Raw genomic sequence first — 13,385 nt, 5'->3', positions numbered from 1 at the left:
CGGCCACGGAGGCGGCGCGCCGAGACCGGTGGGTGACCCTCCGGTGACCTACGACACGACGTCCTTGCGGGCGAAACCGCGGAAGGCCAGCGCGAACAGCACCAGCGCGTACGTGACCGACAGGGCCGTGCCCTGGATCATGTCCGTCCACTGCAGGCGCGGTTGGACGGCGTCGAGCCAGGCGTACTGCCAGTGCGCCGGCAGGAAGTGCCGCCAGTCGCCGAGCGCGGTGACCTCGTCGAGCACGTTGCCGATGATGGTCAGGAACACGGCGCCGCCGACCGCGCCCAGCGGCGCGTCCGTCCGGGTCGACAGCCAGAACGCCAGGGCGGCGGTGACCAGTTGGGACACCATGATGTACGCCGTGACGATCAGCAGGCGCGTCGCGGCGGTACCGGTCGGCAGGGTGCCGCCGGTGGGCAGCTGGAGCGGGCCCCAGCCGTACGCGGCCGTGCCGACGGCCAGGGCGACGGCCGGCAGCAGGACCAGGGCGGCCAGGCTGAGCCCAAGCCCGACGACGAGCTTGGACCACAGCAGGCGGGCGCGCGGCACCGGGGCGGCGAGCAGGTAGCGCAGCGACGACCAGCTCGCCTCGGAGGCGACGGTGTCCCCGCAGAACAGCGCGACGGGGATGACGAGCAGGAAGCCCGCGGAGGCGAAGAGGTTGACCGCGGCGAAGTTGGCCCCGGACGCGGTCGCCGTGTCCATGAGGTTGACCCGGTCGTTGCCCTGGCCCGGTTCGCCGCCGATCTGGAAGGCGACGAGCAGGACGACCGGCAGGGCGAACAGCACCCCGCCCATGACGAGGGTGCGCCGCCGCTTCAGCTGGCGGACCAGCTCGACCCGCAGGGGCAGGGTGCGGCCCGCCCGGTAGCCGGACGCCACCTCGGTCCGCTCGGTGAGCGTGCTCATGCTTCGGCTCCGATCAGGGTGAGGAAGGCGTCCTCCAGGCGGCGGTGGGGCCCGACCGACTCCACGGGCACCTCCAGCCGGACGAGGTCGGCGACCAGGCGCCGCGCGGTGCCGTCGGCGCCGAGCCGGACCAGGAGCCCCTCGTCGGTGCGCACGGCGGAGGCCACGCCCGGCAGGGCGGCGACCTTCTCCGCGACCGGCTCGTCCACCGGCGCGGCGGTGCCGACCAGCAGGGTGTCGCCCGAGCCGACGATCTCCGCCACCGGACCGGCCTGGACGAGCTGCCCGTGGTCCATCACCACCAGGTGCGTGCAGGTCTGCTCGACCTCCGCCAGCAGGTGGCTGGAGACGATCACGGTGCGCCCGGCGGCCGCGTACCGGATCATGACCTCGCGCATCTCGCGGATCTGGGGCGGGTCGAGGCCGTTGGTCGGCTCGTCGAGGATGAGCAGGTCGGGCAGGCCGAGCATGGCCTGGGCGATGGCCAGGCGCTGGCGCATGCCCTGGGAGTAGGTGCGCACCGCGCGGGCCAGGGCCTCGCCGAGACCGGCGATCTCCAGGGCCTCGTCCAGGTGGGCGTCCTCGGGCGGGCGGCCGGTGGCGCGCCAGTACAGCTCCAGGTTCTCCCGGCCGGACAGGTGCGGCAGGAAGCCCGCGCCCTCGACGAAGGCGCCGACCCGGGACAGCACCGGGGCGCCGGGGCGGATGGCGTGGCCGAAGACGCGGATCTCGCCGCCGTCGGGCCGGATCAGGCCCATCAGCATGCGCAGGGTCGTGGTCTTGCCCGCGCCGTTGGGGCCGAGCAGGCCCAGCACCTGGCCCTGCTCCACGCGGAAGGACAGGTCCTTGACCGCGTACCGGTCGGTGGACTTGGCGTACCGCTTGGTCAGGCCGGTGATCTGCAGCGGCACGCCGGTCAGCGCGGGGTCGGGCGGGGCGGGGGCCACCGTGCGGCGCCGGCCGGTCAGCACCAGGGCGAGCGCGACGCCCGCGCCGGCCAGGGGCAGCCACCACACCCAGGCGGGCAGCGTGCTGTCCGCGTCCGACGTGCCGAGCGCGCTCGGCACCGTCAGGTCGCCCTTGAGGGAGACGGTGTAGGTCGCCGGGCTCGTCGGGGAGGCGTAGGCGAGGTCGGTGGAGGCGAGGACCAGGCGCAGGCGGTGGCCGTCGTCCAGCCGGTGGTCGACGGCCGGCAGGGTGATCGTGACGTCCTTGCCGGCGCCGGCGCCCTCGACGCGGACGGGCGTCACCAGCTGGGAGGGCAGCACCGCCGACCGGCCGTCGCCGGGGCCGACGTCGTAGAGCTTGGCGAAGAGGACGGCGTCCTCGCTGGTGGACTTCACGCGCACCGTCACGGTGGGCGAGCCGGTGATCCGGAGGTCGTCGCGCAGCGGCGCCGACTCGAAGGCGGCGAACTGGCCGGGGAAGTCGAGGGACACGCCGATGCCGAGCGTGGAGAGCTGGGAGAGGCCGCCGGCGCCGCCGAGGCCGGGCAGGGAGGAGACGCCGGGCGGACCGGCGCCGGCCGGGTTGGCGAAGCTCTGCTCGCGGCCGGCCAGGGCGACCGGGCGCGTCCCGCTGGTCAGGCCCGGGTAGCGGTCCGCGGTGACGCCGCTCAGCCGGGGCTCGCCGTCGCCGGTGCCGGTGCCCAGGGTGCGGGTGACGCGGAAGCCGGCGCCGGTGGCGGCGCCCTCGTCGTCCTTGAGGTACCGGTCGAACCAGGCGCGTACGCGGGTCTGGACGCGGTCCGTCTCCATGTCGCCGCCGTCGTGGCCGCCCGCGATCCAGTCGACGTCGACGGGGGCGCCGTTGGCGCGGATCGCCCGGGCCGCCCGGTCCGCCTGGTCGAGCGGGAAGAGGGAGTCGGACTGGCCCTGCACCAGCAGGGTGGGCACCTCGATCCGGTCGCCGACCGCCGACGGCGAGCGCTCCTCCAGCAGCTCGCGCGCCTCGGGGTCGGGCTCGCCGGACTCGGCGACCCGCTCGTACATCCGGCACAGCTCCGGCTCGAACTTCGCGCAGCCGCCGCCGGAGTTGACGAAGATGCCCGCCCACAGCTTCTTGAACACGCCGTTCGGGAAGAGCGCGTCGGCGAGGTTCCAGTACGTGACGGCGGGGGCGATGGCGTCCACCCGGTCGTCGTGGCCCGCGCCCAGCAGGGCGATCGCGCCGCCGTACGAGGCGCCGGACATGCCCACCCGGGGGTCGCCGGGCTCGTCCAGCTCGACCTCGGGCCGCTCGGCGAGCCAGTCGATCAGCTTCGAGACGTCGGCGACCTCGCCCTCGGGGTCGTTCAGGCCGATGCGGCCCGTGGACTTGCCGAAGCCGCGCGCCGACCAGGTCAGGACCGCGTACCCGTCCCGGGCGAGGTCCTCGGCCTGCTGCCGTACGTCGTCCTTGCTGCCGCCGAAGCCGTGCCCGAGCAGGACGGCGGGGCGGCGGCCGTCCGGGCCGGCGGTGAAGTACGAGGTGTCGATGCGCACCCCGTCGCCCACGGCCACGACCCGGTCGGCGCGGTGCACGGGAGGCACCTCGTCGGAGGCGGCGGCCGTCCAGGTACCGGCGCCGGCGAGCACGGCGACGGCGGCCACGGCGGCGGCCAGCCGTCGCGGCCGCCGTCGCAGCGGCCCCCGCAGCGCGGGCAGTCGAAGATCCATGCGTCAACGGTACGGGGTCAACCTGTCGGGGAGATGTCGACCGGAGACCGAACCGTGACCCCTCCCCCAGGCGTACACGCGGGCCGTCCCGTACCGCGTCCGTGGTACGGGACCGGCGCGGTACGGGACGGGGTGCGGGACGGAAAGGGCGGGACGGGGGCGCGGGGCGCCCGCGTCAGGCCCGCGCGTCCTCCGGCAGCGTCACCAGCCAGCGGGTGTCGCGGCGCGGGCGGAGGTACAGGGCCCAGTAGAGCGTGGCCGCGGCGGTGATGCCGCCGGTCAGCAGCAGGTGGACCGTCTCCTGCCGGCTGAGGATGTACGCCAGGACCGCGATCAGCAGGACCGGGGCGGCGGGCCACAGCGGCATGCGCCAGGCGGGCGTCTCCCGGTGGGCGCCGCGCCGGGCGAACAGGGCGGCGATCGCGACGAGCAGGTACATGCCGGTGACGGAGACGCCCGTCACGCCGTACAGGGTGTCCAGGTTGACGAAGCACAGGGCCGCGCCGGGCACGCCGACCATGAGCGTGGAGACCCAGGGGGAGCCGAAGCGGCCGAGCTTGGCGAAGAGGCGGTTGACGGGCTCGGGCCAGGCCTTGTCGCGGGCGGAGGCGAACAGCACCCGGGAGTTCTGGATGACCATGACGATGCCCGCGTTGATGATCGCGAGGGCCACGCAGAGGCTGACGAAGGTGCCGACGGCCGAGTTGGACCAGGCGGTGACCATGCCGCTGATGTCGCCGCTGGTGAGCTCCTGGAGGTCGGCGGCGCCCATCGTGATGGCGACGACCGGGACCAGGATGATGACGGCGGAGATGGCGAGGGTGGCCAGGACCGTGCGGGCGACCGTGCGGCGCGGGTTCTCCAGCTCCTCGGAGAGGTAGACGGCGGTGGAGAAGCCCTGGGTGACGAAGAGGGCGATGGCGAGGCCGGAGACGACCAGCAGGCCCGTCACGACGTCCGTGCCGCCGTCCGTGCCGGCCACCTGCATCGTGGCGAGGCTGCCGGGTCCGCGCTCGGCGTGGGCGAAGCCCAGCACGGCCACCACGGCCGCCGCGACGACCTCCAGGACCAGGAAGACGCCGGTGATCCAGGCGTTGGCGCGCAGGTCGAGCAGACCGGCGAGGGTGGCGAGCAGCATGACCGAGGCGCCCGCGACCGACGGGGCGAGGTCCACGACCGGCGCGAGGTAGTCGGCCGTGCCCATCGCGATGACCGGCGGGACGATCATGACGACCAGCAGGGACAGCACGAACACCAGCCAGCCCGCGAGCCGTCCGGCCAGTGTCGAGACCATGGCGTACTCGCCGCCCGCGCTGGGGATGAGGGTGCCCAGCTCCGAGTAGCAGAACGCCACGGCGATACAGAGCAGCGAGCCGATCGCGATCGTCAGCGCGGTGGCGGTGCCGAGCGAGCCGAACAGGTCGGGCACGACCACGAACAGGGTGGAGGCGGGCGTCACGCAGGAGAGGGTCAGGAGCGTGCCGCCGACGACCCCGATGGAGCGCTTGAGCGTGCGGGGGCTGTCCGGTGTCCCGGGGACGTCGGTCTCGACAGGGCGGAGCGTGTCGGTCATGCGGGCGGTTTCCGATCGTGTCGTGCGGCGCTGGTTCGGGCGGGAGCGTCTATCGCCTCCGGCGGCTTGCTCGTACGTGGTGTCGTCCGCTCCCGGCGCTGCATGGAACCCCGACGAAAACCAGCACGTCAATGGGTGTTCATCTACGGAATCCGTAGATCTCAGGCGGCCGATCTGTCGTTTACGGCAGTAACAGCCCGCCCCTGGCGCGCATCGGGGTCCTGCGGGAACCGCAGCGCGCGGGCGCAAAAAAATGAGGCCGTCCGCATACCGGACGGCCTCACGGGGGCTGAGCGCGGGGACTCAGTGGTTGCGCGGGAAGCCCAGGTCCACGCCCGCCGGGGCGTCGGCCGGGTCGGGCCAGCGGGTGGTGACGACCTTGCCGCGGGTGTAGAAGTGCGTGCCGTCGTTGCCGTAGATGTGGTGGTCGCCGAAGAGCGAGTCCTTCCAGCCGCCGAAGGAGTGGTAGCCGACCGGGACCGGGATCGGCACGTTCACGCCGACCATGCCGGCCTCGACCTCCAGCTGGAAGCGGCGGGCCGCGCCGCCGTCCCGGGTGAAGATCGCGGTGCCGTTGCCGAACGGCGAGGCGTTGATCAGGTCGATCGCCTCCTCGTACGTCTCGGCGCGCAGCACGCACAGCACCGGGCCGAAGATCTCGTCCCGGTACGCCTTCGCACCGGTCGGCACCCTGTCCAGCAGGGAGATGCCGATCCAGTGGCCGTCCTCGTGGCCGTCGACGGTGTAGCCGGTGCCGTCCAGGACGACCTCGCAGCCCTCCTCGGCCGCGCCGGTCACATAGGACGCCACCTTGTCCCGGTGGGCCTTGGTGATCAGCGGGCCCATCTCGGACGCCGGGTCGTCGCCGGGACCGATCTTGATCTTCTCGGCGCGCTCGCGGATCTTCTCCACCAGCTCGTCGCCGATCGCGCCGACCGCGACCACCGCCGAGATCGCCATGCAGCGCTCGCCCGCCGAGCCGTACGCCGCCGACACGGCCGCGTCGGCCGCCGCGTCGAGGTCGGCGTCGGGCAGCACCAGCATGTGGTTCTTGGCACCGCCGAGCGCCTGGACGCGCTTGCCGTTCGCGGAGGCGGTGGTGTGGATGTAACGGGCGATCGGGGTGGAGCCTACGAAGGAGACCGCCTTGACGTCCGGGTGCTCCAGCAGGCGGTCGACGGCCACCTTGTCGCCGTGCACGACGTTGAAGACGCCGTCGGGCAGCCCGGCCTCCGCCAGCAGCTCGGCGAGCTTGACGGACGCCGACGGGTCCTTCTCCGACGGCTTCAGCACGAACGTGTTGCCGCACGCGATGGCGATCGGGAACATCCACATCGGCACCATCGCCGGGAAGTTGAACGGCGTGATGCCCGCGACCACGCCGAGCGGCTGGCGGATCGCGGCCACGTCGACGCGGTTCGCGACCTGGGTGGACAGCTCGCCCTTCAGCTGCACGGTGATGCCGCACGCCAGGTCGACGATCTCCAGGCCGCGCGCCACCTCGCCGAGGGCGTCGGAGTGCACCTTGCCGTGCTCGGCGGTGATCAGCTCGGCGATCTCGTCGCGGTGCGCGTCGAGCAGCGCGCGGAAGCGGAACAGGATGGAGGTGCGCTGGGCCAGCGAGGACTGGCCCCAGGTGGCGAACGCCTCCTTCGCGGCGGCGACGGCCGCGTCCACCTCCGCCACGGACGCGAACGCGACCTTCGTGGTGACCGCGCCGGTCGCCGGGTTGGTCACCGGCCCGTACGTACCCGAGGCGCCTTCGGCGGTCTTGCCGCCGATCCAGTGGTTGACGATCTTCGTCATGACCGAGAACTCCTTCACAGATGGCGGCGTCGGGTGGAGACGTGCCGTGCGTACAGCTCAGGTGCCGTGACCGCGGGCGGTCCGCTCGCGGTCTCGGCCACGGGTCCATCCCACCAGGCCCGGGCGGGAGGCGCGCCCGACACTGTGTCTGCCGTTCGGGTCTCCGCGTAGACACATGTGGGAGTGTCCGCGGGGCCGGCGGTGATGCGGGCCGCGGGGTCGGCGGTGGGGCCGGCCGCGGGGTCGGTGGTGGGGCCGGCCGCGGGGTCGGTGGTGGGGCCGGCCGTGGTGCTGGAGCCCTCTCCTCCAGTGTGTCCGACACGGCGGGCGGTGTGCCCTGCTCGGCGGGCACGGTGTCCCGCACGGCAGGTGGTGTGTCCGGCTCGGTGGACGGTGCGTCCGGCCCGGTGGGCCGTGTGTCCGGCACGGTGTGCGGCAGCCGCCCGCGGGCGGACCTCCGGCGCGGGACCGAAGCGGGCGGGGAGTCGTCGCCCGCGCTTCGCTCCTGCCAGGGCGAAGCGGTCTTCCGCGCCGGAGGCGATCGGGGCCCGGGCGGTGCGGCGCCCGCCCGGGCGGCGGAGGGACACAGCGGCCCCGCGGCGGCGTGCACGGCGACGGCCGCGTCGCCGTCCGGGGCGTACGGCAGCGACCGGCCCGCCGGGCGACGGCAAGGACCGGCACGGCGCCGGACCGCGCACCGTCGGCGGCCGCGGCGCACTCGCCGCAGGACGTGTCCTGGTGTTCCCCGCTTCCCCGCCCCGCAGGGCGAGTCCGGTGACGTCGATGGTCACCGTACGGCTCCCGCGGCGAGTGCCGCCCCCGCCTCGCCGGGGACCGGCACCGCGGAGGAACACTGCGGGCGGGAGGCGGCGAGGGCACCTGCGGCGTCGCCGTGCCGCACGGTCGTCCCCGGGTCCGGGGCCGGCAGGCCGGGCACCGGGGCGACCCGGCGGTCGTCGGCGCCGGAGTCGCGCGGGACCTGGCCGAGGAACCCGCCGGACGACGTGACCTGCGGCAGCGGGACGCCCGTCCGGAGCGGGTGGAGGTCCACCCCGATCCGCCCCGCGGTGATCAGGTCGTACGCCATCGGCTTTCCTCCGGTGTCGGCTCTCCCGTTTTGTAGTCCGCGGCGTGACACCCTGTCAATGTTTTGTCCGGACATTCGGACGAGACTTTGCCCAGCCCTTTCCTCCGCAGCGGGGGCAGGGGCGGCTCGCCGCCGTCCCGGGTCGACGCGCCCCGCCGACGGGCCGGCGCACGCCTTTGCGTCAGCCGTGTCACAAGAACCCGCGTCGTGTCACACATGTCCCGTGTGCGCGGGCCTTCCGTCACATCCGGCCCACAGCCCCTGCCCGGCCGTCACTCCGCGTCGTTCACCGGACACACCGTTTGGTGATCGCCAGCGCAGCGCCCGGCTCCCCCGGACGGCCGCCCCCGGCCGCCGCCGCGGCGCGCGCAGGGAGGTGCAACTCATGACCGACCGCAGGCTCTGGTCCTACAAGGAGATCGCGGCGCACATCCGGGTGCAGCCGGACACCGTCCGCTCGTACCGCAAGCACGGCCTGCTGCCCCCTCCCGACCACGTGGAGGGCGGCAAGCCCTACTGGTACGCGGACACGGTCCGGGCCTGGGTGGCCTCCCGGCCCGGCAACCGCGGCCGCAGGGAGGACTGAGCCCCCCGCCCGGTCGTCAGCCCCACCGGGTCCCCCACGCCGGGCAGGTGGTCAGCTCCACGGCTCGACGACCGTCACCCCGGCCCCCGGTGCCGTCCCCATCGCCGCCAGTGCCGACGGGGCCCCGTCCAGCGGGACGGTGGCGGTCACCAGGAGGTCGGGGCGCAGCACGCCCGTCCTGACCAGCTCCAGCATCGGCGGGTAGGCGTGCGCGGCCATGCCGTGGCTGCCGAGCAGCTCCAGCTCCAGGGCGATCACGCGGGCCATGGGGACCGGGGTCGTGCCGCTCGGCGAGGGCAGCAGGCCGACCTGGACGTGCCGGCCGCGGCGGCGCAGGCCGTGCACGGACGCGGCGCAGGTCACGGGCGAGCCGAGGGCGTCCAGGGAGAGGTGGGCGCCGCCGCCGGTGAGCGCGCGGACCGCCTCCGCCGGGTCCGCGGCGCGCGACGCGTCCACGCACTCCGCGGCCCCGAAGCTGCGCGCGAGATCGAGGGCGTGCGGTGACACGTCGACGGCGACGACCCGGGCCCCCGACGCCGCCGCGATCATCACCGCCGACAGGCCCACCCCGCCGCAGCCGTGCACCGCGACCCACTCCCCGGCCGCGACCCTGCCCTGGTGCACCACCGCGCGGTAGGCGGTGGCGAACCGGCACCCCAGCGAGGCCGCCGTCGCGAAGGACAGGCCCTCGGGGACGGCGACGAGGTTGACGTCGGCGTGGTCCAGCGCCACGTACTGGGCGAAGGAGCCCCAGTGGGTGAAGCCCGGCTGGGTCTGCCGCTCGCACACCTGCTGGTCGCCCGCCGCACAGGCCGGGCAGGTGCCGCAGGCGCAGACGAAGGGCACGGTGACCCGGTCGCCCGCGCGCCAGCCGGTCACCCGGTCGCCCACCGCCTCGACGACACCGGCGAGTTCATGACCGGGGACGTGCGGCAGCGTGATGTCCGGGTCGTGGCCCTGCCAGCCGTGCCAGTCGCTGCGGCACAGGCCGGTGGCCTCCACACGCACCACGACCCCGTGCGGGGCGGGCCGGGGGTCCGGCACCTCCCGCACGTCGGCCGGCTCCCCGTACCGCTCGAACACCACGGCCCGCATACGCCGCCCCTCGCTTCTGTCGTCGGGTTCTCCGGGAGAGACCGGTGGATTCCGCGGGCCCGTGAGCCGCGCGGGCCCGTGAGCCGCGCGGGCCTCGGCGGATCTCGTCGATCCGGTTCCGCCCGCCGCGCGATCACCGCTCCCGCGGAACGCTACCGACCCACCTCCGCCTTGTCCCGGCCGCCGTCCCGCTCGCCCCCATGGCCCCCAGCCCCGACCTCGGCCCCGGCTCCTGCACCCGTGCCCGCTTCCGTCCCGGCATCCGCCCCCGCACCGGTCACGGCCCCGGCAGCGCCGGTCCCCGACGGCTCCCCCTCGCTCAGCCCGAACCGTGCGTGGAAGCGGCGCAGCGGGGCCGGTGCCCACCAGGTCGCGCGGCCGGTCAGGCGCATGACCGCGGGAACCAGCAGGCTGCGGACGACCATCGCGTCCATGAGGACCGCCAGGGCGATGCCCAGGCCGAGCATCTTGGTGTTGGTGACGCGGGAGGTGCCGATGGCCACCATCACCACGGCCAGGATGACCGCCGCCGCGGTGATCAGTCCGCCCGTGCGCCGCAGACCGGTCCGGACCGCCCGGTCGTGGTCGCCGGTGTGGTCGTACTCCTCCTTGATCCGGGAGAGCAGGAACACGCCGTAGTCCATGGACAGGCCGAAGGCCACGCAGAACATCAGGACCGGGAGGGTCGTCTCTATGGAGCCGGTACTGGTGAAGCCGAGCAGGCCGGAGAGGTGGCCGTCCTGGAAGACCCAGACGACCGCGCCGAACATGGCCGTCAGACTCAGCGCGTTGAGCACCACCGCCTGGACCGGTACGAGCACGCTGCCGGTCAGGAGGAAGACCAGCAGGAGGGTGACGGCCGCGACGAGGGCGGCCGCCTCCGGCAGGCGCTCGGCCAGCGCGTCCTTGGAGTCGACCAGGACGGCCGCCGTGCCGGTCACCTTCGTGCCGAAGGGGGCGTCCACGGCGCGCAGGTCGGACACCAGGCGCTGTGCGGGTTCGTCCACCGCCTCGCCCCGGGGCAGCACCGTGAAGTACGCCGTGTCGCCCTTCACCAGGGGCCCGTCGACCCGCAGCACCTCGGGCAGGCGGGCGATCCGCTCCTTGTAGGCGGCGTACTGCTCCCGGGTCGCGGGTCCCTCCGCGAGGACGTCGAGGCCGCCGCCGGGGCTGCCGGGGAAGCCGTCCCGGATGTGCTGCTGCACGACGTGCGACTCGGCGGTGGAGGGCAGCTGGCGGTCGTCGGCGGTGCCGAACCTCACCCCCAGGAACGGCAGCCCGAGCAGGACCAGCACGGCCGTGGTGCCCAGCGCGAAGAACGGGGCACGGCGCATGACGAGCGCCGCCGCGCGCGCCCACCCCGCGCCCGGCTCGCCCGGGGAACCCGGGGCGGCGCCGGAGCTCCCGGCGGGCCGGCCGCGCCGGAACAGGCGCCGCAGGTCGAGGGCGTCGATCCGGTGCCCGAGCAGGACCAGGGCCGCCGGGAGCAGGATCAGCGCGGCCGCCGCGGCCAGCAGCACCACGGCGATGCCGGCGTAGGCGAAGGACCGCAGGAAGTACTGCGGGAAGAGCAGCATCGCCGCGAGCGACACCGCGACCGTGAGGGCGGAGAAGAGCACCGTGCGGCCGGCCGTGCGCAGGGTGGTGCCGATCGCCGTCACCGGTTCGGCGCCCGCGGACAACTCCTCCCGGAAACGGCGGACGATGAACAGGGCGTAGTCGACGGCGAGGCCGAGTCCGAGGGCCGTGGTGAGGTTCAGCGCGAAGACGGACACGTCGGTGAACTCGGTGAGGCCGCGCAGCACCGCGTTGGTGCCGAGGACGGCGACGATGCCGATGCCGAGGGGCAGCAGGGCCGCGACCGCGCTGCCGAAGACCGTCACCAGCAGGACGAGGGTCACGGGCAGGGCGATCAGCTCGGCCCGGACCAGGTCCTCCTGGATGATCGTCTGCATCTCGTGCCGCACGGCGACCGGGCCGCCGACGGTGACCTCCACCGGGCCGTGAGCGCCCCGGTAGCGGGGCGCGAGGCGGTCGAGGGTCTCCCCCGCCCGCTTCTCGTCGCCCGTGATGCGGGCGGCGATCAGCGCCTCGTGGCCGTCCTGCGCGCGGAGGGCGGGTGTGCCGGACCGCCAGTAGGAGCCGACGCCGGTGACGCCCCGCTCGCCGGCGAGGCGCTCCGCGAGGCGCCGGGCCTGCGCGGCGACGGCCGGGTCGTCGACCGAGGCGCGGCCCGCGTCGACGAGGAGCAGCAGGTTGGGCCGGGAGCCGGGGAACTCCCGCTCCAGCGCCCTGGTCGCGTAGGTGGACTCCGCGTCCGGGTCCTCCCAGCCGCCGGCCCCCAGGCGGTCGCCGACCCCGCCGCCGGCCAGCACCGCGAGCGCGGTGAGCACCAGGGCGGCCAGCAGCGACAGCCGGGGCCGGGCGGTGACGAAACGGATCCAGCCCCGGACACGCGGTGGCGTGTTGACTTCGGTCATCGTGCGGTGTCCCCTTCACCGTGCCCGTGTCCGTGCGCAGCCGGACGGCGCGGAGCTGCCCTAGACTGGAGAACACGAGAGCTCGCTCGCATTTTCGTCCACCACCAGAATGCGAGCGACATCTCGCGTTTGTCAATCGCGTCCGAGAACCGAGGATCACGCGTGCCCGAGAAGCCCGAGAAGCCCGACAAGGAGACGGCCGAGCAGGGGACGTCCGAGCAGGGGACGTCCGGGGAGGACGGGGCCCCCGAGGCCCGGCCGCGGCGCCGGCAGGCGCGCGGCGAGCGGCGGATCACCCAGCTGCTGGAGGCGGCCGCCTCCGTCTTCTGTACGACCGGCTACACGGCGGCCAGCACCAACGCGATCGCCCGCGAGGCGGGCGTCTCGCCGGGCACGCTGTACCAGTTCTTCCCAAACAAGGAAGCGATCGCGATCGAGCTGGGCGGGCGGCTCATGCACGAGATGCGGGAGGCGTACGGGGAGGCGCTGGCGCCGGTCGATCCGGCCACCCCGCTGGAGGAGGCCGTCGCCGCGGCGGTCGACCGCTTCATCGACTTCAACTGCCGCCATCCGGTCTTCTTCGCGCTGATGCACGGCCCCGACGTCCCGGGCCGCATGGCCGAGGAGCACGACGCGCTGCACGCCACCCTCGTCGGCCGCATCGAGGCGCTGCTGACGCCGTTCCTGCCGGAGGACACCCCGCCCGCCGAGACCGCCCGCGTCGCGCGGATGTGCCTGGGCATCTACAAGTCCGGCCTGGAGCTGGTCCTGGCCCACGAGGGGGCCGAGCGCGAGGCCTACGTCCGGGAGCTGAAGCACGCCGTCTTCCGCTACCTCGACCCCCTGGTCGTGGACTAATACCCCCTAGGGGTATAGTCTGGTGAGCGTGGAGCCCCCTGGGGCTCCCTCCGTCCCACCTGCCTCGAACGCCCGATGAGGAGTACGACATGACCGCCCACACCGACACCGAGGGTTCCGTCGTCACCGTCTACAAGGTGAGCGGGATGAGCTGCGGACACTGCGAGGGCGCCGTCTCCGGGGAGATCTCCTCGATTCCCGGCGTCAGCTCGGTGCAGGCCGTCGCGTCGAGCGGCGAGGTCACCGTCACCTCCGCCGCCCCGCTCGACGAGGAGGCCGTGCGCGCCGCCGTCGACGAGGCCGGCTTCGAACTGGTCGGCAAGGCCTGACC

Annotated in this window: 9 protein-coding genes and 2 pseudogenes; 3 read left to right on the top strand and 8 right to left on the bottom strand. The window is 74.2% G+C overall.

Annotation, left to right across the window (positions count from 1 at the left end):
• Window positions 1-48: 48 nt before the first annotated feature.
• From ACIF8T_RS01045 to ACIF8T_RS01020, 6 genes and pseudogenes are all read right to left on the bottom strand, one after another.
• The gene (locus ACIF8T_RS01045) at window positions 49-912 is read right to left on the bottom strand and encodes an ABC transporter permease (RefSeq protein WP_400029807.1); all 864 of its coding nucleotides are present in this window, start codon (window positions 910-912) and stop codon (window positions 49-51) included.
• Window positions 909-3,569, bottom strand: coding sequence for an alpha/beta fold hydrolase (locus tag ACIF8T_RS01040; RefSeq protein WP_400029805.1), 2,661 nt, complete (start codon window positions 3,567-3,569; stop codon window positions 909-911). Before ACIF8T_RS01040 ends, ACIF8T_RS01045 begins: the two co-directional genes overlap by 4 nt.
• A 175-nt stretch (window positions 3,570-3,744) precedes the next feature.
• Window positions 3,745-5,142, bottom strand: coding sequence for an APC family permease (locus tag ACIF8T_RS01035; RefSeq protein ID WP_400029803.1), 1,398 nt, complete (start codon window positions 5,140-5,142; stop codon window positions 3,745-3,747).
• 303 nt (window positions 5,143-5,445) lie between these two features.
• Window positions 5,446-6,948 carry a CoA-acylating methylmalonate-semialdehyde dehydrogenase gene (gene mmsA, locus ACIF8T_RS01030; protein WP_400029801.1) on the bottom strand — a complete coding sequence of 501 codons (1,503 nt, stop codon included), beginning with the start codon at window positions 6,946-6,948 and terminating at the stop codon, window positions 5,446-5,448.
• Window positions 6,949-6,962: 14 nt separating this feature from the next.
• Window positions 6,963-7,148, bottom strand: a pseudogene (locus ACIF8T_RS01025) (hypothetical protein); the annotation flags it as partial.
• Between the two features lie 788 nt (window positions 7,149-7,936).
• Window positions 7,937-8,035: pseudogene (locus ACIF8T_RS01020) on the bottom strand (5-dehydro-2-deoxygluconokinase); the annotation flags it as partial.
• Window positions 8,036-8,420: 385 nt separating this feature from the next.
• Between ACIF8T_RS01020 and ACIF8T_RS01015 the strand changes: the two are divergent.
• Window positions 8,421-8,621 carry a MerR family transcriptional regulator gene (locus ACIF8T_RS01015; protein ID WP_355788220.1) on the top strand — a complete coding sequence of 67 codons (201 nt, stop codon included), beginning with the start codon at window positions 8,421-8,423 and terminating at the stop codon, window positions 8,619-8,621.
• Window positions 8,622-8,672: 51 nt separating this feature from the next.
• Here ACIF8T_RS01015 and ACIF8T_RS01010 read toward each other — a convergent pair whose 3' ends face one another.
• Both ACIF8T_RS01010 and ACIF8T_RS01005 read right to left on the bottom strand, forming a co-directional pair.
• The gene (locus ACIF8T_RS01010) at window positions 8,673-9,716 is read right to left on the bottom strand and encodes a zinc-dependent alcohol dehydrogenase family protein (RefSeq protein WP_400029799.1); all 1,044 of its coding nucleotides are present in this window, start codon (window positions 9,714-9,716) and stop codon (window positions 8,673-8,675) included.
• A gap of 152 nt (window positions 9,717-9,868) precedes the next feature.
• Window positions 9,869-12,196 (bottom strand): MMPL family transporter, encoded by a 2,328-nt coding sequence (locus ACIF8T_RS01005; protein ID WP_400029797.1) that lies wholly within the window; start codon window positions 12,194-12,196, stop codon window positions 9,869-9,871.
• A 162-nt stretch (window positions 12,197-12,358) separates the two neighbouring features.
• On the opposite strand from ACIF8T_RS01005, the gene ACIF8T_RS01000 reads away from it, so the two are divergent.
• The gene (locus tag ACIF8T_RS01000; RefSeq protein ID WP_400029795.1) at window positions 12,359-13,054 is read left to right on the top strand and encodes a TetR/AcrR family transcriptional regulator; all 696 of its coding nucleotides are present in this window, start codon (window positions 12,359-12,361) and stop codon (window positions 13,052-13,054) included.
• Between the two features lie 89 nt (window positions 13,055-13,143).
• Complete coding sequence (locus ACIF8T_RS00995; protein ID WP_400029793.1) at window positions 13,144-13,383, top strand: heavy-metal-associated domain-containing protein; 240 nt, start codon at window positions 13,144-13,146, stop codon at window positions 13,381-13,383.
• Window positions 13,384-13,385: the final 2 nt, after the last annotated feature.

It is taken from the genome of Streptomyces sp. NPDC085946, from assembly GCF_044540485.1.
Taxonomy (GTDB): domain Bacteria; phylum Actinomycetota; class Actinomycetes; order Streptomycetales; family Streptomycetaceae; genus Streptomyces.
The sequence above is the reverse complement of the archived record's forward strand: the minus strand, read 5'-3'. Positions and strand labels throughout refer to the sequence as shown.